Origin of the sequence: Pseudomonas sp. KB_15 (assembly GCF_052114525.1) — a bacterium.
Taxonomy (GTDB): Bacteria; Pseudomonadota; Gammaproteobacteria; order Pseudomonadales; family Pseudomonadaceae; genus Aquipseudomonas.
Genome location: NZ_JBFREX010000004.1, coordinates 117,571 through 136,769 on the forward strand (window position 1 = coordinate 117,571; position 19,199 = coordinate 136,769).

The 19,199-nt window shown below is 61.1% G+C and carries 17 protein-coding genes; 8 read left to right on the forward strand and 9 right to left on the reverse strand.

The genetic code is table 11. The features are described from left to right. Positions 1 to 268 precede the first annotated feature (268 nt). From AB4Z35_RS07785 to AB4Z35_RS07800, 4 genes are all read left to right on the forward strand, one after another. Positions 269 to 724 carry a (2Fe-2S)-binding protein gene (locus tag AB4Z35_RS07785; protein ID WP_008004588.1) on the forward strand — a complete coding sequence of 152 codons (456 nt, stop codon included), beginning with the start codon at positions 269 to 271 and terminating at the stop codon, positions 722 to 724. A 25-nt stretch (positions 725 to 749) separates the two neighbouring features. Further along, positions 750 to 2,918: a molybdopterin cofactor-binding domain-containing protein gene (locus AB4Z35_RS07790; protein ID WP_442096550.1), complete on the forward strand. Its 2,169-nt coding sequence runs from the start codon at positions 750 to 752 to the stop codon at positions 2,916 to 2,918. A 1-nt stretch (position 2,919) separates the two neighbouring features. Next, a complete protein-coding gene (locus tag AB4Z35_RS07795) occupies positions 2,920 to 3,501 on the forward strand; it encodes a hypothetical protein (protein ID WP_442096551.1) in 582 nt (193 codons plus the stop codon). Positions 3,502 to 3,575: 74 nt separating this feature from the next. After that, positions 3,576 to 4,157, forward strand: a complete 582-nt coding sequence (locus AB4Z35_RS07800; RefSeq protein WP_442096552.1) for a GGDEF domain-containing protein — start codon at positions 3,576 to 3,578, stop codon at positions 4,155 to 4,157. A gap of 135 nt (positions 4,158 to 4,292) precedes the next feature. Here AB4Z35_RS07800 and AB4Z35_RS07805 read toward each other — a convergent pair whose 3' ends face one another. Beyond that, positions 4,293 to 4,718, reverse strand: coding sequence for a VOC family protein (locus AB4Z35_RS07805; protein ID WP_442096553.1), 426 nt, complete (start codon positions 4,716 to 4,718; stop codon positions 4,293 to 4,295). A gap of 113 nt (positions 4,719 to 4,831) precedes the next feature. Here AB4Z35_RS07805 and AB4Z35_RS07810 point away from each other — a divergent pair, with 113 nt between their 5' ends. Then, entirely contained in the window at positions 4,832 to 5,692 is an 861-nt protein-coding gene (locus AB4Z35_RS07810) for a LysR family transcriptional regulator (protein WP_442096554.1), read from the forward strand. Between the two features lie 168 nt (positions 5,693 to 5,860). Here AB4Z35_RS07810 and fabI read toward each other — a convergent pair whose 3' ends face one another. From fabI to gloB, 8 genes are all read right to left on the reverse strand, one after another. After that, the gene (gene fabI / locus AB4Z35_RS07815) at positions 5,861 to 6,655 is read right to left on the reverse strand and encodes an enoyl-ACP reductase FabI (protein ID WP_007988438.1); all 795 of its coding nucleotides are present in this window, start codon (positions 6,653 to 6,655) and stop codon (positions 5,861 to 5,863) included. A gap of 19 nt (positions 6,656 to 6,674) precedes the next feature. Continuing rightward, positions 6,675 to 8,285, reverse strand: a complete 1,611-nt coding sequence (locus AB4Z35_RS07820) for an ABC transporter ATP-binding protein (RefSeq protein WP_007999320.1) — start codon at positions 8,283 to 8,285, stop codon at positions 6,675 to 6,677. A 1-nt stretch (position 8,286) separates the two neighbouring features. Then, positions 8,287 to 9,306, reverse strand: a complete 1,020-nt coding sequence (locus AB4Z35_RS07825; RefSeq protein ID WP_007999322.1) for an ABC transporter permease — start codon at positions 9,304 to 9,306, stop codon at positions 8,287 to 8,289. Position 9,307: 1 nt separating this feature from the next. Then, positions 9,308 to 10,381: a microcin C ABC transporter permease YejB gene (locus tag AB4Z35_RS07830; protein WP_007999324.1), complete on the reverse strand. Its 1,074-nt coding sequence runs from the start codon at positions 10,379 to 10,381 to the stop codon at positions 9,308 to 9,310. 4 nt (positions 10,382 to 10,385) lie between these two features. Further along, positions 10,386 to 12,227: an extracellular solute-binding protein gene (locus AB4Z35_RS07835; protein ID WP_442096555.1), complete on the reverse strand. Its 1,842-nt coding sequence runs from the start codon at positions 12,225 to 12,227 to the stop codon at positions 10,386 to 10,388. Beyond that, complete coding sequence (locus AB4Z35_RS07840; RefSeq protein WP_442096611.1) at positions 12,224 to 14,044, reverse strand: extracellular solute-binding protein; 1,821 nt, start codon at positions 14,042 to 14,044, stop codon at positions 12,224 to 12,226. The genes AB4Z35_RS07835 and AB4Z35_RS07840 overlap by 4 nt, the downstream gene beginning before the upstream one ends. Before the next feature lie 291 nt (positions 14,045 to 14,335). Next, a complete protein-coding gene (locus tag AB4Z35_RS07845) occupies positions 14,336 to 15,766 on the reverse strand; it encodes a transglycosylase SLT domain-containing protein (RefSeq protein WP_442096556.1) in 1,431 nt (476 codons plus the stop codon). Positions 15,767 to 15,865: 99 nt separating this feature from the next. Continuing rightward, entirely contained in the window at positions 15,866 to 16,633 is a 768-nt protein-coding gene (gene gloB, locus AB4Z35_RS07850; RefSeq protein WP_442096557.1) for a hydroxyacylglutathione hydrolase, read from the reverse strand. Positions 16,634 to 16,698: 65 nt separating this feature from the next. On the opposite strand from gloB, the gene AB4Z35_RS07855 reads away from it, so the two are divergent. The 3 genes from AB4Z35_RS07855 (at position 16,699) to dnaQ (ending at position 18,974) form a co-directional block, all read left to right on the forward strand. After that, positions 16,699 to 17,457: a methyltransferase domain-containing protein gene (locus AB4Z35_RS07855; RefSeq protein ID WP_007996379.1), complete on the forward strand. Its 759-nt coding sequence runs from the start codon at positions 16,699 to 16,701 to the stop codon at positions 17,455 to 17,457. Between the two features lie 92 nt (positions 17,458 to 17,549). Then, positions 17,550 to 18,002 (forward strand): ribonuclease HI, encoded by a 453-nt coding sequence (gene rnhA, locus AB4Z35_RS07860; RefSeq protein ID WP_442096558.1) that lies wholly within the window; start codon positions 17,550 to 17,552, stop codon positions 18,000 to 18,002. Positions 18,003 to 18,215: 213 nt separating this feature from the next. Beyond that, on the forward strand, positions 18,216 to 18,974 hold the full coding sequence (dnaQ, locus tag AB4Z35_RS07865) for a DNA polymerase III subunit epsilon (RefSeq protein ID WP_442096559.1): 759 nt from the start codon (positions 18,216 to 18,218) through the stop codon (positions 18,972 to 18,974). The last annotated feature ends 225 nt before the right edge of the window (positions 18,975 to 19,199 follow it).

Genomic DNA, 19,199 nt, shown 5'->3' on the forward strand with positions numbered 1-19,199 from the left:
CTGGTCGTCTGGCCGTACCGTAGATCGACAAATTTGCCCCAGTGTTGCGTAAACGTAGTCAAAAAGACTATCTGTGTGGTGAGGCCGAGGTGCTGGCGAGCGATTCCATGGCCGCCCTTAGAGGCGGCTTTTTCATGACCGGTGGTCGATGCACCACGGCCTGCCGGCAAATCTGCGCTTAGCTGAAGGGATAGCCCGAGGCGCGCGCAGGCTTTACAAGGCCGCAGCGACGCCCCTTCAGGTCACCGTGAGTCTGAGGAACTGCACCATGCTGACCCTGAACATCAATGGCCAGGATCAGGAGCTGGATGTCCCCGCCGACATGCCGCTGCTCTGGGTCTTGCGCGATGTCGCCCACCTCACCGGCACCAAATTCGGCTGTGGCATAGCCCAATGCGGGGCCTGCACCGTGCATGTCGACGGCGCTCCGCGGCGCGCCTGTATCACGCCGGCCACGGCCGTGGCCCAAGGGCAGAAAATTCTCACCATCGAAGGCCTGTCTGCGGACGGTTCGCACCCGGTTCAACAGGCCTGGGCGGAACTTGACGTGGTCCAGTGTGGCTACTGCCAGTCCGGGCAGATCATGTCGGCGGCGGCATTGCTGGCGAAAATTCCGAAACCGACCGACAGCGACATCGATCAGGCACTGTCCGGCAACATCTGCCGTTGCGGCACGTACCCGCGGATTCGCGCAGCGGTCAAACGCGCCGCCGAGCTGGGTTGAGGCCGGGTTGAAGGGAGCTTGTGCCATGAACAGCATCAATGCGTTATCGCGCCGTGGCTTTCTCAAGGGCAGTGCCGTGCTGGGCGGTGGGCTGGTGGTCGCGTTTGTCATGCCCGGTGCCCACCGTTTCGCCATGGGCGCGGAGAACCAGGGCAACGTGTTTGCGCCAAACGCCTTCCTGCGCATTGGCAACGACAACAGCGTCACCGTGCTGCTCGGGCACTCGGAAATGGGCCAGGGCATCTGGACCGGCCTGACCATGTTGATCGCCGAAGAACTGGACGCCGACTGGTCGAAGATCCGCGTCGAGCATTCCCCTGCATCGGCCGCCGATTACGGCATGGCCGGGTTTGGCGGGATGCAGATCACCGGTGGTTCGACCTCGACCTGGATGGAGTTCGACCGCTATCGCCTGGCTGGCGCGGCGGCGCGCTTGATGTTGATCGAAGCGGCGGCCAAACGTTTCAACGTTGCGCCATCCGAGGTTCATACAGAGTCGGGGGTGGTCATTGCCGGTGAGCACCGTGCCACCTATGGCGAGCTGGCGGATGACGCGGGGCAATTGCCACGGCCGGACCCGGCCTCGATCAAACTCAAGGACGCGAATGACTGGCGGCTGATCGGCAAGCCCACCAGGCGCCTGGACACCCCGGAGAAAATCACCGGCCGGGCCAGGTTCGGTATGGACGTGCAGTTCGACGGCCTGATGACCGCCATGGTCGCCCGTTCACCCACCTTCGGTGGCAGCGTCAAATCCTTTGAAGGCGCCGAGGCATTGGCGATTCCGGGCGTGCATAAAGTGGTGCAAGTGCCGACGGGTATCGCGGTGATTGCCGATCATTACTGGGCGGCGAAGCTGGGGCGCGATGCGCTGAAAATCGAGTGGAACCCGGGGCCGAACGCCGGGCTCGACAGCCAGGCGCTACTGGAAACCTTCCGCAAACTCGCCACCACCCCCGGCCTGAACGCCGGTCAGGCGGGCGATACCCAGGCTGCGCTGGCGAAAGCGGCAAAGACCATCGACGCCGAATACAGCGTGCCTTATCTGGCCCACGCGCCGATGGAACCGCTGAACTGTACGGTGAGCATTACCAAGGACAAGTGCGAAATCTGGACCGGCACCCAGTTCCAGACCCTGGACCAAATGGTCGCCGGGACAATCACCGGGCTCAAGCCGGAACAGGTCGAGATCCATACCGAGTTTCTCGGTGGCGGCTTCGGGCGACGGGCCAATCCGACGTCGGATTTCGTCAGCGAAGCGGTGTATGTTGCCAAGGCGGCAGGTGCACCGGTAAAAACCGTGTGGGCGCGGGAGGATGACATCCGTGGCGGCTATTACCGCTCGGCGTTCCTGCACCATGCGCGTATCGGTCTGGGCGCCGACGGCCTGCCGCTGGCCTGGAAGCATGTGATGGTCGGACAGTCGATCATGGCCGGGACCTCGCTTGAAGCGACCATGGTCAAGGACGGGATCGACAAGACCTCGGTCGAAGGCGTGGCCGATAGCCCCTACATCGAAGGAATGGCCAATCACCAGATCGAACTGCACTCACCGAAAACCGGCATCAGTGTGTTGTGGCTGCGTTCGGTGGGGCACACCCACACCGCGTTTGTCATGGAGTCGCTGATCGATGAGCTGGCCACGGCGGCCGGCAAGGATCCAGTGGATTATCGACGCACCTTGCTCAAGGACCATCCGCGCCACCTCGGTGTGCTGAACCTCGCGGTGGAGAAGGCCAACTGGAAGGCGACTCTGCCGGATGGCCATGCGCTGGGTGTGGCGGTGCATGAGTCGTTTGGCAGCTATGTGGCTCAGGTGGCCGAGGTGTCCCAGGACAACCTCGCCATCCGTGTGCACCGAGTGGTGTGCGCGGTGGACTGCGGCATTGCGGTCAACCCACAGAGCATCGCGGCGCAGATGGAATCGTGCATCACCTTTGGCCTCGGCTTCGCCTTGCACAGCAAACTGACGCTCAAGGACGGGCAGGTGGTGCAGTCCAACTATCACGACTATCAGGTGCTGCGGCTCAACGAAATGCCAGTGGTCGAAGTGCATATCGTGCCCAGCAGCGACAAACCCGGCGGTATCGGCGAAGCCGGTGTGCCACCCACGGCGCCGGCGGTGGCCAATGCGGTGTTTGCCCTGACCGGACAGCGCCTGCGCGAGCTGCCGTTGCAGTTGTCGGGGGTGTGAGATGAAACGACATCATTGGTTGCTTGGGGCGGTGATCCTGGTCTGTCTCATAGCCTACGCATCGCACGTGTTTGCCGATGACCGCGAGGCCTTGCAGGCGTTCGACACCGTGCAGAAAGTCTTCCAGAGCCCCCGTTGCCAGAACTGCCACATTCCCGGTGATTCGCCGCTGCAATTCGATGCCGGGGTGCCTCACGCCATGAATGTCGTGCGTGGCATGGACGGCAAGGGTTCGGCCGGGTTGCCCTGTGCAACGTGCCATGCGCAAAGCAATCCGCCGGCCAGTTACGGTCCGCATGCGCCACCCGGGGCGCCGCACTGGAGCCTGCCGCCGGCCGCGCAGCGGATGGCCTGGATCGGCCTGCCAGCCGATCGGCTATGCGCGATGATCAAGGATCGCTCCAGCAACGGAGATCGGGATTTCGCGGCGCTGGTCAAGCACGTCAGCGAAGACAAACTGGTGCTGTGGGGCTGGAATCCGGGCGGCAATCGCGCGCCGGTGCCGGTGCCGCACGATATCTTCGTCACCMGGTTCAAGCGCTGGGCCGATGCGGGAGGGCCGTGCCCGGTGGYGGGTAGCTGACCAGCGGCACGTTAACAGGGAGTCAATGTGGGTATGGGCGACTCTAACGTGCATACCTGCCAAGGGAGTGAACGATGTTGATCTCAGGCAAAACGGACAAATCGGGCCGATCCGACAACCCGTTGCTCACGCCACAGCAAGAACGTGAACGGTTGCGTGATCTGGCTCGTCGGGCCGAGCAAGAGTTGGCGGGCGTGCAAATGGCGAGCATGGACGAGCTGACGCTGCTGTCCAATCGCCATGGCTTCACCGCACTGGCCCGGCTCGGGCTGAACGCCTGCCGGGAGGTGGGGACGCCAGCGACGTTGCTGTACTTCACCCTCGATGAATTCAAGCGCATGAACTATCTGTATGGCCGGGCCAAAGGTGACGATGCGCTGAAGACGTTCGCCGATGTCCTGCGTATCGGCTTTCGTGAAAACGATGTGGTCGGCCGACTCGAAGGCGACCGGTTCGTGGCGTTGCTGACCGGTTCCAGCGTTGTCGAGATTGCGGCGATCAAGGCACGACTCGATGAGATACTCGATGAGCGCAATGCCACAGCGCATCGCTGTTATGACATTCGGTTCAGTGTTGTCCAGATTGAATATGACCCGGTTGTTCATGGCTCGATCGAGGAACTGCTGGGGGAGGCCGAAAGTGTGATGAGCCGCTAGGACTGTGTTGTATTGGCGGGCCTCTTCGCGGGCAAGCCCGCTCCCACAATGTCCGGCGTTGTTCTCAAATGACCGGATGACCTCAAGACCCTGTGGGAGCGGGCTTGCCCGCGATGACGTCCAGTCAGACAACACCTATTTGGCAAACAACTGCCCGATATCCTTGAACGCCTTGAACTCCAGCGCATTACCGCAAGGATCAAACAGAAACATCGTTGCCTGTTCACCCACCAGCCCCTGAAAACGGATTCCCGGTTCGATCACGAAGCGAGTTTCCAGTGACTTCAGTCGCTCGGCCAGCGCTTCCCATTCTGCCATCCCGAGCACCACGCCAAAATGCGGCACTGGCACATCGTGACCATCAACGGCATTGGTGTGCGCGGCTTCCTGCGCAGGGTTTTTCGGTGCCAGGTGGATCACCAGTTGATGGCCGAAGAAATTGAAATCCACCCAGTGATCGCTTGATCGACCTTCTTCCAGGCCAAACACCTCGCCATAAAAGTGTCGGGCGGCAGGCAAGTCGTAGACCGGAATGGCCAAGTGAAAAGGGGACAGTTGCATCGGGTGAACCTCGGTGGCGGGTGGGAGTGTGTTGAGTTTAGTCCTGTGCTTTTTGATTGAAAGACGATAATTTTTGCATCGAGCTCAAATTATTTCGATCAATCGAGGCTGATATGTTGCGAGAACTGAAGACCTTTGTGGCCGTAGCGCATCACGGCACCTTCGCCGCGGCCGGCATGCACATCGGCCTGACGCAATCGGCGGTCAGCGCGCAGATTCGCAATCTGGAGCAAGCCCTTGGCATCCGTCTTTTCGATCGTACCGGCCGCCAGGCGCTGCTCAATGCGGCGGGGCAGCGTGCATTGCCGATGGCCAGGGAAATGCTCGAAACCTTCAGCCGCATGGCCGTCAGTGACGATGTCAGTGAGTACCGCGGCAAACTGAAAATCGGCGCGGTGGCGACCGCCCAGACCGGGCTGCTGCCCCAGGCGCTGTTGCGGCTGCGCCAACAGGCTCCCTTGCTGGAGCCCAAGCTGGTGCCCGGGGTGTCACTTAACCTGCTGAGTCAGGTGGATGCCGGCGAAGTGGACCTGGCGATCCTGATCAAGCCGCCGTTTGAGTTGCCCAAGGAGTTGTTCGCGCAGGTGATTCGCCGGGAGCCGTTCGTGCTGATCGTACCGGCGGATCTGGACGGCGATGATCCGTTGCAACTGCTCGCCGGGCACCCTCATGTGCGCTACGACCGCAATTCGTTTGGCGGGCGGCTGGTGACGCGGTTTCTGCGTGAACGGCAGATCGAGGTGCAGGTGGCGCTGGAGCTGGATGAACTGGAGGCCATTGTCAAAATGGTCGAGTGCGGGTTGGGGATTTCGTTGTTGCCGCAGGCGGGGTTGTGGCTTGAGCATGGGACCGGGGTGCGAGTCATCCCCTTGGGCGAGTTGACGTTCTATCGAGAGATTGTGTTGTTGCAGCGGTACAGCCAGCGAATGCAGCCGATTCAGCAGTTGTTTGCCCAATGCCTGACACAACACTGACCCTGTGGGAGCGGGCTTGCTCGCGAATACGGTGTGTCATTCAGCATTTATATCGACTGAAACTACGCCTTCGCGAGCAAGCCCGCTCCCACATTTGATCGAGTCATGGCGGAAATCACAGGCATAAAAAACCCGCCAAAAGAGGCGGGTTTTTTGGCTGACCGAAGATTACTCTTCGAGGCTGCCCATGGCCGTGGTGTTGAAGCCACCGTCCACGTACATGATTTCACCGCTGATGCCGGACGCCAGGTCCGAGCACAGGAAGGCGCCGGCGTTGCCGACTTCTTCGATGGTGACGTTACGGCGCAGCGGAGTTTGCGCTTCGTTGGCGGCCAGCATTTTGCGGAAGTTCTTGATGCCGGAGGCGGCGAGGGTGCGGATCGGGCCAGCCGATACACAGTTGACGCGAGTACCGTCCGGGCCCAGGGAGCCGGCCAGGTAACGTACGCCGGCTTCCAGGGAAGCCTTGGCCATGCCCATCACGTTGTAGTTCGGCATGGTGCGCTCGGCGCCCAGGTACGACAGGGTCAGCAGGCTGCCGTTGCGGCCTTTCATCATTTCGCGGCCAGCCTTGGCCAGGGCCACGAAGCTGTAGGCGCTGATGTCGTGAGCGATGCGGAAACCTTCACGGGTGGTGGCTTCGGTGAAGTCGCCGTCCAGCTGGTCGCCAGGTGCGAAGCCGACGGAGTGCACGATGCAGTCCAGGCCGTCCCACTTCTTGCTCAGCTCTTCGAAGACCTTGGCGATTTCTTCATCGCTGGCCACGTCGCACGGGAAGCACAGCTCAGGGCTCGAGCCCCAGCCTTGTGCGAACTCTTCGACACGACCCTTGAGTTTGTCGTTCTGATAAGTGAAGGCAAGCTCAGCGCCCTCGCGATGCATGGCGGCAGCGATGCCGGATGCGATGGACAGCTTGCTGGCGACACCGACGATCAGTACGCGCTTACCGGCGAGAAAACCCATGTGTTGCTCCTCTTTCAGGTTATTGCGCAGTGGCCGGAGCCAAAAAAGCGGCTTCCAGCAACTGCTGTGTATACGGATGTTGGGGGGCGGCAAAAATGCTTTGCGCGTCTCCCTGTTCGACCACTTGGCCATGCTTGACCACCATCAACTGGTGGCTCAGCGCTTTCACCACAGCCAGGTCATGGCTGATAAACAGATACGTCAGGTTGTACTTGGTTTGCAGCGAACGCAAAAGCTCCACTACCTGGCGTTGTACCGTGCGGTCGAGGGCCGAAGTCGGCTCGTCCAGCAAAATCAACGCCGGTTTTAACACCAATGCCCGGGCAATGGCGATTCTCTGCCGTTGCCCGCCGGAAAATTCGTGGGGGTAGCGGTTCCGGGTTTCCGGATCCAGACCTACCTCCTTGAGTGCCGCAATGATCGCTTGTTCCTGTTCCGCCCCGGTGCCCATCTTGTGGACCCGCAGGCCTTCGCCAACGATCTCGCTCACGCACATCCGTGGGCTCAGGCTGCCGAACGGGTCCTGAAACACCACCTGCATCTCCCGCCGCAGCGGCCTGACCTGTTGCTGCGTCAGGCATTCTAGCTGCTGGTCTTCAAAGCGGATGGCACCTTTGCTGGCGATCAACCGCAAAATCGCCAAACCCAGCGTCGATTTGCCGGAACCGCTTTCACCCACAATCCCCAAGGTCTGACCCTGGGGCAGGCTGAAGTTGATGCCGTCGACCGCCTTGACGTAATCCACTGTGCGCTTGAGCAAGCCTTTCTTGATCGGAAACCAGACTTTCAAGTCCTCGACCGCCAGCAATGGCGGGCCGATCACGTTGCTTGCAGGCTTGCCGCCGGGCTCCGCTGCCAGCAGTTCCCGAGTGTACGGATGCTGCGGCGCGCGGAACAGTTCTTCGCACGATGCCTGTTCGACGATGCAACCTTGCTGCATGACACATACGCGGTGCGCAATTCTTCGCACAAGGTTCAAATCGTGGCTGATCAGCAGCAGCGCCATGCCCAAACGGGCCTGCAACTCCTTGAGTAATTCGAGGATTTTCAGCTGAACGGTCACGTCCAGTGCGGTGGTCGGCTCGTCGGCGATCAGCAGTTCCGGCTCGTTGGCCAGGGCCATGGCGATCATCACCCGCTGGCGCTGGCCGCCGGACAATTCGTGGGGCAGGGCCTTGAGGCGCTTGTGCGGATCGGGGATGCCGACCATCTCCAGCAGTTCCAGGGTGCGTTTGGTCGCGACCTTGCCGGTCAGGCCCTTGTGGATGTTCAGCACCTCATTGATTTGTTTCTCGATCGAGTGCAGTGGATTGAGCGAGGTCATCGGCTCCTGGAAGATCATCGCAATCCGGTTGCCGCGTATGTGGCGGATGGTTTTTTCTTTCAGGTCCAGCAGGTTCTGCCCCGAATACTCGATGGTGCCGGACGGGTGCCGGGCGAGCGGGTAGGGCAGCAGGCGCAGGATCGAGTGTGCGGTTACCGATTTGCCGGAACCGCTCTCGCCGACCAGGGCCAGGGTTTCGCCGCGCTTGATGTCGAAGCTGATGCCTTCGACCGCCCGCTGGCAGCGATTGCCGACGACAAAATCGACGGACAGGTCGCGCACTTCGATCAGATTATGCTGATTCATTTCACTTCCTCGGGTCGAAGGCATCGCGAGCGGACTCGCCGATGAACACCAGCAAACTCAACATCAAGGCCAGCACGGCAAAGGCGCTGATGCCCAGCCACGGCGCTTGCAGGTTGGATTTGCCCTGGGCCACCAGTTCACCCAGGGACGGGCTGCCCGCCGGCAGGCCGAAACCGAGGAAGTCCAGGGCGGTCAATGTGCCGATGGCGCCGGTGAGGATGAACGGCATGAAGGTCATGGTCGAGACCATCGCGTTGGGCAGGATATGGCGGAACATGATCGCGCCGTTCTGCATGCCCAGGGCGCGGGCGGCGCGCACGTATTCCAGGTTGCGTCCGCGCAGGAATTCGGCGCGTACCACGTCCACCAGGCTCATCCACGAGAACAGCAACATGATCCCCAGCAGCCACCAGAAGTTGGGCTGCACGAAGCTGGCGAGGATGATTAGCAGGTACAGCACCGGCAGTCCGGACCAGATCTCCAGAAACCGCTGCCCGGCCAGATCCACCCAGCCACCGTAGAAACCCTGCAAGGCGCCGGCGATCACGCCGATGATCGAGCTGAGCACGGTCAGGGTCAGGGCGAACAGTACCGAAATGCGGAAGCCGTAGATCACCCGGGCCAACACGTCGCGGCCCTGATCGTCGGTACCCAGCAGGTTGTCCGTCGAGGGCGGGGCCGGGGCCGGGACTTTCAGGTCGTAGTTGATGCTCTGGTAGCTGTAGGGGATCGGTGCCCACAGCACCCAGGCGTCCTTGGCCTTGAGCAGTTCGCGGATGTACGGACTCTTGTAATTGGCTTCCAGCGGAAATTCGCCGCCGAAGGTGGTTTCCGGGTAGCGCTTGAGCGCCGGGAAGTACCAGTTGTTGTCGTAATGCACCACCAGCGGCTTGTCGTTGGCGATCAGCTCGGCGCCGAGGCTGGCGCCGAACAGGATCAGGAACAGCCACAGCGACCACCAGCCACGTTTGTTGGCCTTGAACAGTTCGAAGCGCCGGCGATTGAGAGGGGACAGGTTCATCTCAATGCTCCCGGCTTTCGAAGTCGATGCGCGGATCGACAAAGGTGTAGGTGAGGTCGCCGATCAGTTTCACCACCAGCCCCAGCAAGGTGAAAATGAACAGCGTGCCGAACACCACCGGGTAATCGCGGTTGATCGCTGCCTCGAAACTCATCAGGCCGAGGCCGTCGAGGGAAAAGATCACCTCCACCAGCAACGAACCGGTGAAGAAAATTCCGATGAGGGCTGAGGGGAAACCGGCGATCACCAGCAACATGGCGTTGCGGAACACATGGCCGTACAGCACGCGGTGATTGGTCAGGCCCTTGGCCTTGGCGGTGATCACGTACTGTTTGTTGATTTCGTCGAGGAAGCTGTTTTTGGTCAGCAGGGTCATGGTCGCGAAGTTGCCGATCACCAGCGCGGTCACCGGCAGCGCCAGGTGCCAGAAGTAATCAAGGATCTTGCCGCCCATGCTCAGTTCGTCGAAGTTGTTCGAGGTCAGCCCGCGCAAGGGGAACCAGTCCAGGTAACTGCCGCCGGCGAACACCACGATCAACAGGATGGCGAACAGGAACGCCGGGATCGCGTAGCCGACGATGATCGCCGAACTGGTCCAGACGTCGAAGTGGCTGCCGTGCCGCTTGGCCTTGGCGATCCCCAGCGGGATCGACACCAGGTACATGATCAGCGTGCTCCACAGTCCGAGGGAGATCGAGACCGGCATCTTTTCCTTGATCAGGTCGATGACCTTGGCATCGCGGAAGAAGCTGTCGCCGAAATCCAGGGACGCATAGTTCTTGACCATGATCCACAAGCGTTCCGGCGCCGACTTGTCGAAGCCGTACATGTGTTCGATTTCCTTGATCAGCGCCGGGTCCAGGCCCTGGGCGCCGCGATAGGCCGAGCCTGCCACCGAGACTTCGGCACCGCCGCCGGCGATGCGGCTGGTGGCGCCTTCGAAGCCTTCGAGCTTGGCGATCATCTGCTCCACTGGCCCGCCCGGGGCGGCCTGGATGATCACGAAGTTGATCAGCAAGATGCCGAACAGGGTCGGAATGATCAGCAGCAGTCGCCGAAAAATATACGCCAGCATCTGATTACTCCGTGCCCGCAGGTGCGGCCTGCAGTGTGGTTTCGACTTCTATCGCCGGCTTGATGTCGGGCTTGACCCACCAGGTGGCCGTGCCGATGTCGTATTTAGGCGAGACCTTTGGATGGCCGATGTGGTTCCAGTACGCCACGCGCCAGGTCTTGATGTGCCAGTTGGGTATTACGTAATAGCCCCATTGCAGAACGCGGTCCAGTGCACGGGCGTGGGCCACCAGGCTGTTGCGCGAATCGGCGTTGATCAGTTGCTCGACCAGTTGATCGACCACTGGATCTTTCAGACCCATGGAATTGCGGCTGCCGGGTTTGTCGGCGGCGGCGGACATCCAGAATTCCCGTTGTTCGTTCCCTGGCGAGTTGGACTGCGGGAAGCTGCCGACGATCATGTCGAAGTCCCGGGAACGTACACGGTTGATGTATTGCGAGACGTCGACCCGGCGAATCACCAGATCGATGCCCAGGTCGCTCAGGTTGCGCTTGAACGGCAACAGCACCCGTTCGAATTCAGTCTGGGCCAGCAGGAACTCGATGACCACCGGTTTGCCGGTGGCGTCGACCATTTTATCATCGACGATGCGCCAGCCGGCCTCCTGCAGCAGTTGATAGGCTTGCCGTTGCTGGGCGCGGATCATGCCACTGCCGTCGGTGCCCGGGTTCTGGAACGCTTCGCTGAACACTTGTGGCGGCAGCTTGCTGCGTAACGGCTCGAGGATCGCCACCTGATCGGCATCGGGCAGGCCGGTGGCGGCCATTTCCGAGTTTTCGAAGTAACTGCGGGTGCGCACATAGGCGCCGTTGAACAGTTGCTTGTTGGTCCATTCGAAGTCCAGCAACAGCGACAACGCCTGGCGCACGCGCACATCCTGGAACACCGGGCGACGCAAATTGAACACGAACCCTTGCATGCCAGTCGGATTGCCGTTGGGAATCTGTTCCTTGACCAGCCGGCCTTCGGTAACCGCCGGAACATTGTAGGCGTTGGCCCAGTTCTTCGCGGTCATTTCCAGCCAGTAGTCGAACTGCCCGGCCTTGAGCGCTTCCAGGGCCACGGTGTTGTCGCGGTAGTAATCGGTGGTCATCACATCGAAGTTATAGAAACCCCGATTGACCGGCAGGTCCTTGCCCCAGTAATCCTTGACCCGCTCGTAACGCACCGAGCGTCCGGCCTTCACTTCACTGACCTTGTACGGGCCACTGCCCAGCGGGATTTCCAGGTTGCCCTTGTTGAAGTCGCGGTCGGCCCACCAATGCTTGGGCAGCACCGGCAACTGGCCGAGAATCAGCGGCAGCTCGCGGTTGTTGGTGTGCTTGAACTTGAACAGCACGGTCAGCGGGTCTTCGGCGACTGCTTCCGCCACGTCGTTGTAGTAGCCGCGATACATCGGCGCACCGTCCCTGGTCAGCATCTGGAAGCTGAACACCACGTCTTCGGCACGTATCGGGTGGCCGTCGTGAAAACGTGCTTCGGGGCGCAGGTAGAAGCGTACCCAACCGTTGTCCGGGGCTTTCTCGATCAGCCGGGCGATCAAGCCGTACTCGGTGAACGGCTCGTCCAGCCCTTGCTTGGCCAGGGTGTCGTAGATCATGCCGATATCGTCCGCCGGCACACCCTTGCTGATGAACGGGTTGAGGCTGTCGAAGCCGCCGAATCCGGCCTGACGGAAGATTCCGCCCTTGGGCGCGTCCGGATTGACGTAGTCGAAGTGTTTGAAGTCGGCCGGGTATTTCGGCGGCTCGTTGTACAGGGTCACGGCATGTTGCGGGGCGGCGCAGGCCAGCCCGGCGAACAGCAGGCCGCTGGCCTGCAGGAGCAGGGTGCGGATGGGTTTCATTGATCTTTCTCCGAAGATTTCAGCCACCACGCATTCAGGCCCTGGGTGTAGGGCGGCGTGCTGACGAAGGCGAGCCGGTTGCGGTACGCCAGACGGTGATAATTTAGGTACCAGTTGGGAACGATGTAGTGCTGCCACAGCAGCACACGGTCGAGGGCCTTGCCGGCGGCGACTTGCTCATCGCGGGTCCGGGCGGCCAGCAATTGTTCGAGCAAATGGTCGACCACCGGGTTGGTAATGCCGGCGTAGTTCTTGCTGCCCTTGACCCCGGCCTGGCTGGAGTGAAAGTACTGCCATTGTTCCAGGCCCGGGCTGAGCGTCTGGTTGAGGGTCATCAGAATCATGTCGAAATCGAACTGGTCGAGGCGCTGCTTGTATTGCGCGCGATCGACCGTGCGCAGCCGCGCATCGATACCGATGCTGGCAAGGGTCTCGACGTAAGGCTGGAGGATGCGTTCCAGGTTCGGGTTGACCAGCAGTAGTTCCAGTCGCAAGGGTTGCCCTGCGGCGTTTTGCAGGCGCTGGCCATTGAGTTTCCAGCCGGCTTCGGCGAGCAGGCCGAGGGCTTGGCGCAGGGTCTCCCGGGGGATGCCACGGCCGTCGGTCTGCGGCAGGCTGAACGGCTCGGTAAAGAGCCTGGCCGGCAGTTGCTCGCGATAGGGCTTGAGCAACAGCCATTCATGCCCGACCGGCAAACCGCTGGCCGAGAACTCGCTGTTGGGGTAGTAGCTCATGGCACGTTGGTAGGCGCCGCCGAACAGCGTGCGGTTGGTCCATTCAAARTTGAACATCAGCCCCAGCGCTTCACGGACCCTGGCGTCCGAGAATGTCGGACGGCGGCTGTTCATGAACAGGCCCTGAGTCTGGGTCGGGATCTGATGCGCAATTTGCGCCTTGATCACGTCACCACGGCGTATGGCGGGGAAGTCGTAGCCGGTGTCCCAGTTTTTCGCCTGATGCTCGATATAGATGTCGAACTCACCGGCCTTGAAGGCCTCGAACGCCACGTCGCTGTCGCGGTAGAACTCCACTTCCATGCGATCGAAGTTGTACTTGCCGCGATTGACCGGCAGGTCCTTGCCCCAGTAGTCCTTGACCCGTTCGAAGACGATCTGCCGTCCTGGCGTGACCGACGTGATGCGATACGGCCCGCTGCCCAGCGGCGGCTCGAAGGTGGTGGCCTTGAAGTCGCGCCCTTTCCAGTAGTGCTGCGCCAGCACCGGCATTTCGCCCAGGCGCAGGATCAGCAGCGGATTGCCGGCGCGCTTGAACACGAAACGGATGCGCTGCTGATTGAGGATGTCGACCCGCAGCACCTCCTGAAGGCTGGTGCGGTATAGCGGATGGCCTTCCTTGAGCAGCAGGCGGTAGGAGAACGCGACGTCGTAAGCGGTGATCGGCGTGCCGTCGTGGAAGCGTGCTTCGGGACGCAGGTTGAACACCACCCAACTGCGGTCCTCGTTGTATTCCACCGACTGGGCGATCAGGCCATAACTGGACGCCGGTTCATCACCGGACGGTGCGTACTGGCCAGTACCGACCATCAGCGGTTCGTTGAGCTCGTTGATGCCGTATTGCAGGAAGTTCGGTGTGGTGACGGGGCTGGTGCCCTTGAAGGTGTAAGGGTTGAGCGTGTCGAACGTGCCAAACGCCATCACCCGCAACGTACCGCCCTTGGGCGCTTGCGGGTTGACCCAGTCGAAGTGGGTAAATCGGGCCGGGTACTTGAGCGTGCCGAACTGCGCATAACCATGGCTTTCGCTGATCGTCGCGCTTGCGGTGGAGCTCAAGGCCAGGCTGATCAGGAGCAGGAGCAGGGGGCGCTTCAAATAGGGGATCCGATCCAGGCGGCTTGGGCTTTGTGGACCGTACAGTAACAGCTTGTATGGACAGGAAAAAGACGGGGATTAATGCGCAATATCGGTCGGGCCACAATCCCTGTGGGAGCGAGCTTGCTCGCGATGGCGGCGTGTCAGTCGCCATCAATGCAAACTGATACGCCGTCATCGTCGGATCGCCGCCCGGAGCAAGCTCGCTCCCACAGGTTTTTGAGCAGCCCACAAAAACTGTGAAGACATAAAAAAGCCCCTGAAGTCAGGGGCTGTTTTTTAATGCGGGTTGGAAACCGTCAACATCTGACCTGGCTTCAGTGCCTGGCCGACACGAGGATTCCAGCGTTTGAGGTGCTGCATCTCGACATTGAAACGCTTGGCCACGATGTACAGCGAGTCGCCTTGCTGGACCTTGTACGTTGTCTGCTGCTTCTTGGTGTTCGCTGCAATCACGGTGTTGACGCGCCCGGAGCTGCGTTTGCTGTTGTCCTGCATGACCAGGGTCTGGCCGGGCTTGAGGTTCTTGCCGGTCAGTTTGTTCCAGCGTTGCAGGTCCTTCACGTCAACGTCGTTGGCCTTGGCGATGGAGCCGAGGTTGTCACCCCGTTTGACCCGGTAGGAACGCTTGACGCTGGCGACCTGAGTGTCGTCGGCACCTTCGAAGACCGGTTTGAGCGATTTTTTGCTGATCAATTCTTCAGGGCGCATGGTCTGCAGGCTGCTGGTCAGCAGTTGCGCCTTGGAGGTCGGGACCAGAAGGTGCTGCGGGCCGTCGATGGTGGTGCGCTGCTTGAAGGCCGGGTTGAGCTGGAACAGTTCGTCTTCGTCGATGTTGGCGACTTCAGCGACTTTGGACAGGTCCATGCGCTGGTTGATTTCGACGACCTGGAAGTAGGGCTCGTTGGCGATCGGGTTGAGGTTCACGCCGTAGGCTTCCGGCGCCATCACCACTTGCGACAGTGCCAGCAGCTTGGGCACGTAGGCCTGGGTTTCGGAGGGTAGCGGCAGGTTCCAGTAGTCGGTCGGCAGGCCGAGACGCTCGTTGCGCTCRATGGCCCGGCTGACGGTGCCTTCGCCGGCGTTGTAGGCCGCCAGGGCCAGCAACCAGTCGCCGTTGAACATGTCGTGCAGGCGGCTCAGGTAGTCCATCGCGGCGGTGGTCGACGCGGTGATGTCGCGACGGCCATCATAGAAACGGGTTTGACGCAGGTTGAAGTAACGCCCGGTGGACGGGATGAATTGCCAAAGACCCACCGCGTCGGCCCGGGAATAGGCCATCGGGTTGTAGGCACTTTCAATCACTGGCAGCAGTGCCAGCTCCAGCGGCATGTTGCGCTCTTCAAGACGTTCGACGATGTAGTGAATGTAGAGGCTGCCACGTTCGCCGGCGTTTTCGAGGAAGGATGGATTGCTGGCGAACCACAGGCGCTGTTGCTCGATTCGCGGGTTGACACCCAGCCCGTCCTGCAACTGGAAGCCCTGGCGCATGCGCTCCCAGACGTCCTGTGGAATTTGCGGGCTGGGTTTTTCGCTGAGCCAGATCGGCTTTTGCTTGGCGCGCGCGGCGATGTTCGGCGTGTGCGCCGCATCGGTCTGCGGCGCATGGCTGGAACAGCCCGCCAGGGTGGCGGACACAGCCACCGCGATGGCTTGAGCCAAGCGGGTCAATGCGTCTGAACTGATGGCTTTGCGAATAGGTGACGACATTGGCTGGAAGTAAGTTCCGGGCAAAAATGTCGGGCGATTCTAGAAAGCACACCCAGCGCGGTCAACCTTTCAGAATTGTTGCAACCTTGAGCGATCCCTTTAGAACTTGTCCTTCCAGGCTCGAAGAGCAGCAAAAACCATATCGGGCGCCGAGTTATCGGTGCCGGTCCGTTCGTCCGCTTTTTCTTTAACGGATGTTTCACCGGCGCGCAAGAACGGGTTTGTGAGCTTTTCCAGCGCCAGTGTCGACGGCAGCGTCATGATTGCGGATTTGCGTTGTCGGGTGACTTTGGCCAGACGCTCGGCGGTGTCCGGATTGTTCGGTTCGACGGCCGCCGCAAACTTCAGATTGCCGAGGGTGTATTCGTGGGTGCAGTAGACCAGCGTGTCTTCCGGCAACGCAGCGAGGCGTGTCAGCGAGCTGTACATTTGCTGTGGCGTGCCTTCAAACAACCGTCCGCAGCCGGCGGCAAACAGTGTGTCGCCGCAGAACAGCAACCCGTGATGGTAATAGGCGATATGCCCCAGGGTGTGGCCAGGGACCGCGATGACGTCGAAGTCCCAGCCGAGCACATTGACCTTGTCGTTGTCTTTGAGCGCAACGTCCCGCGCCGGGATKTTYTCGCTGGCCGGGCCATAGACCKTTGCGTCCGTCGCTTTYTTCAGCTGTTCGACGCCGCCGACATGGTCATGATGGTGATGAGTGATCAGAATATCACTCAGTACCCAGCCCGGATTGGCCGCCAGCCAGGCTTGTACGGGGGCGGCATCACCCGGGTCGACGACCGCGCAGCGCTTGCTGCCGTGGTCTTGTAACAGCCAGATGTAGTTGTCGGTGAAGGCAGGCAGGGCAGTGATCTGTATCATCGTCGGATTCGCCAAACGGAAATCAATGGCGCATCTTAGAACTTCCTGGCGTGTTGGAGAATGCAATGACTGATAAAGCGTTCGCACAGGCTGATCCTGACTGGCTGGCGTTGATCAGCGCGGCCCGCGATTGGCTGGCCGGTCCCCTTGGGCAATTTCTGCTGGACGAAGAGCGGCGCATGCTCGAAGACGAGCTCGGGCGGTTCTTTGGTGGCTATCTGGTGCATTACGGTCCTTCGGCCCAGCCCCCTCCGTCAGCGCCGCAGGTGCAGCGCAATGTGCGCTTGGGCGCGCCATTGCCGGGGGTCGAGATCGTCTGTGAGGAGCAGGCCTGGCCGCTGAGCGAGCATGCTGCCGATGTGGTGGTGCTGCAGCATGGCCTGGATTTCTGCCTGTCGCCCCACGGATTGCTCCGTGAAGCGGCAAGTAGCGTTCGCCCCGGCGGGCATCTGCTGATCATTGGCATCAATCCCTGGAGCAGTTGGGGCCTGCGGCATGTGTTTGCCCAGGATGCGCTGCGCAAGGCGCGCTGCATTTCGCCATCACGGGTCGCGGACTGGCTGAACCTGCTGGGTTTCGCGCTGGAGAAACGCCGCTTCGGGTGCTATCGTCCGCCGCTTGCGTCACCGGCATGGCAGGCCCGCCTGGCCGGTTGGGAACGCAAGGCCGGTGACTGGCAGCTGTCGGGCGGCGGCTTCTATTTGCTGGTGGCGCGCAAGATCGTGGTGGGCTTGCGACCGGTCCGTCAGGAACGCCGCGAGCCGATGGGCAAGTTGATTCCTTTGCCGATGGCCAAGGTAAACCGTCGCAACATCGAACCGTAATACACACTTTTTATTTGCGGCCGGGCCTGTCCCGGCTTCGGGCGTCGTCGATCAGCGATCGGCGGGCCAGCGCATTTTCTGGATAGATTGGCATGAGCGATAGCGTAGAGCTGTTCACCGACGGCGCCTGCAAGGGCAACCCTGGCCCTGGCGGCTGGGGCGCACTGCTGGTGTGCAAGGGCGTTGAAAAGGAACTCTGGGGCGGCGAAGCCAATACCACCAACAACCGTATGGAGCTGATGGGCGCTATCCGTGGCCTGGAAGAGCTCAAGCGTCCCTGTGAGGTGCTGCTGGTGACCGACTCCCAGTACGTGATGAAAGGCATCAACGAGTGGATGGACAACTGGAAGAAGCGCGGCTGGAAAACCGCAGCGAAAGAGCCGGTGAAAAACGCTGACCTGTGGAAATTGCTCGACGAGCAGGTCAGCCGCCACAAGGTCACCTGGAAGTGGGTACGCGGGCACATCGGCCATCACGGCAACGAACGGGCCGACCAGTTGGCCAACCGTGGCGTGGATGAAGTGCGCGGGTACAAGCAGGGCTGATTTAGGCTCCACCGATACACCGAGTTGCAGCAATCGCGAGCAAGCTCGCTCCCACAGTGGACTGGTGACGATCACAAATTCTGTGCTCGACGCCGATCGAATGTGGGAGCGAGCTTGCTCGCGATGGGCGCAACACGGTCCACCTGAAAGACCCCGGCGGGCGTGTTAACATCGCCGCTTTTGCACGATTGACCGATTGAGAGCTGAGCACTGATGGCCACCAGATCCGTTGTACTCGACACCGAAACCACCGGCATGCCGGTGACCGACGGCCACCGGATTATCGAAATCGGTTGTGTCGAGCTGATCGGCCGACGCCTGACGGGCCGGCACTTTCACGTGTACCTGCAACCCGATCGCGAAAGTGACGAGGGCGCCATCGGCGTCCACGGCATCACCAACGAATTCCTCGTGGGCAAGCCGCGTTTTGCCGAGGTGGCCGAAGAGTTCTTCGAGTTCATCAAGGGCGCGCAGCTGATCATCCATAACGCTGCGTTCGACGTTGGCTTCATCAACAACGAATTCGCCCTGATGGGCCAGCAGGACCGCGCGGACATCACGCAGCACTGCTCGATCCTCGACACCCTGATGATGGCCCGGGAACGTCACCCGGGGCAGCGCAACAGCCTCGACGCCCTGTGCAAACGCTATGGCGTCGACAACTCCGGCCGTGAACTGCACGGCGCCTTGCTCGACTCCGAGATTCTCGCCGACGTCTACCTGACCATGACCGGGGGGCAGACCAGTCTGTCCCTGGCCGGCAACGCCTCCGATGGCAATGGCTCGGGGGAAGGGGCGGACAACTCGGCCACCGAGATTCGCCGTTTGCCGGCGGACCGCCAGCCGACGCGCATCATCCGCGCCAGCGATGACGACCTGGCTCGCCACGCGGCGCGCCTGGAAATCATCAGCAAATCCGCTGGCGCTCCGGCGTTGTGGTTGCAGTTGGCCGAGGCTGAAGCGCAGGCGTAGATATTTCGAAAGGATCGCAGCCTCGTTTCACTCGACAGCTCCTACAGGGTTACACATTCCCTTGTAGGAGCTGTCGAGTGAAACGAGGCTGCGATCTTTTGATCTTCGAGTAGCCGCACCGCTGGCATGCATTTGATGACCCATTTCGGGGCGCGACACTCGCCACATCCGCTGCAACACTCTACCCTGAGGTGACTGGCAGGCTCTGGTCTGCCGCCTCAGGAC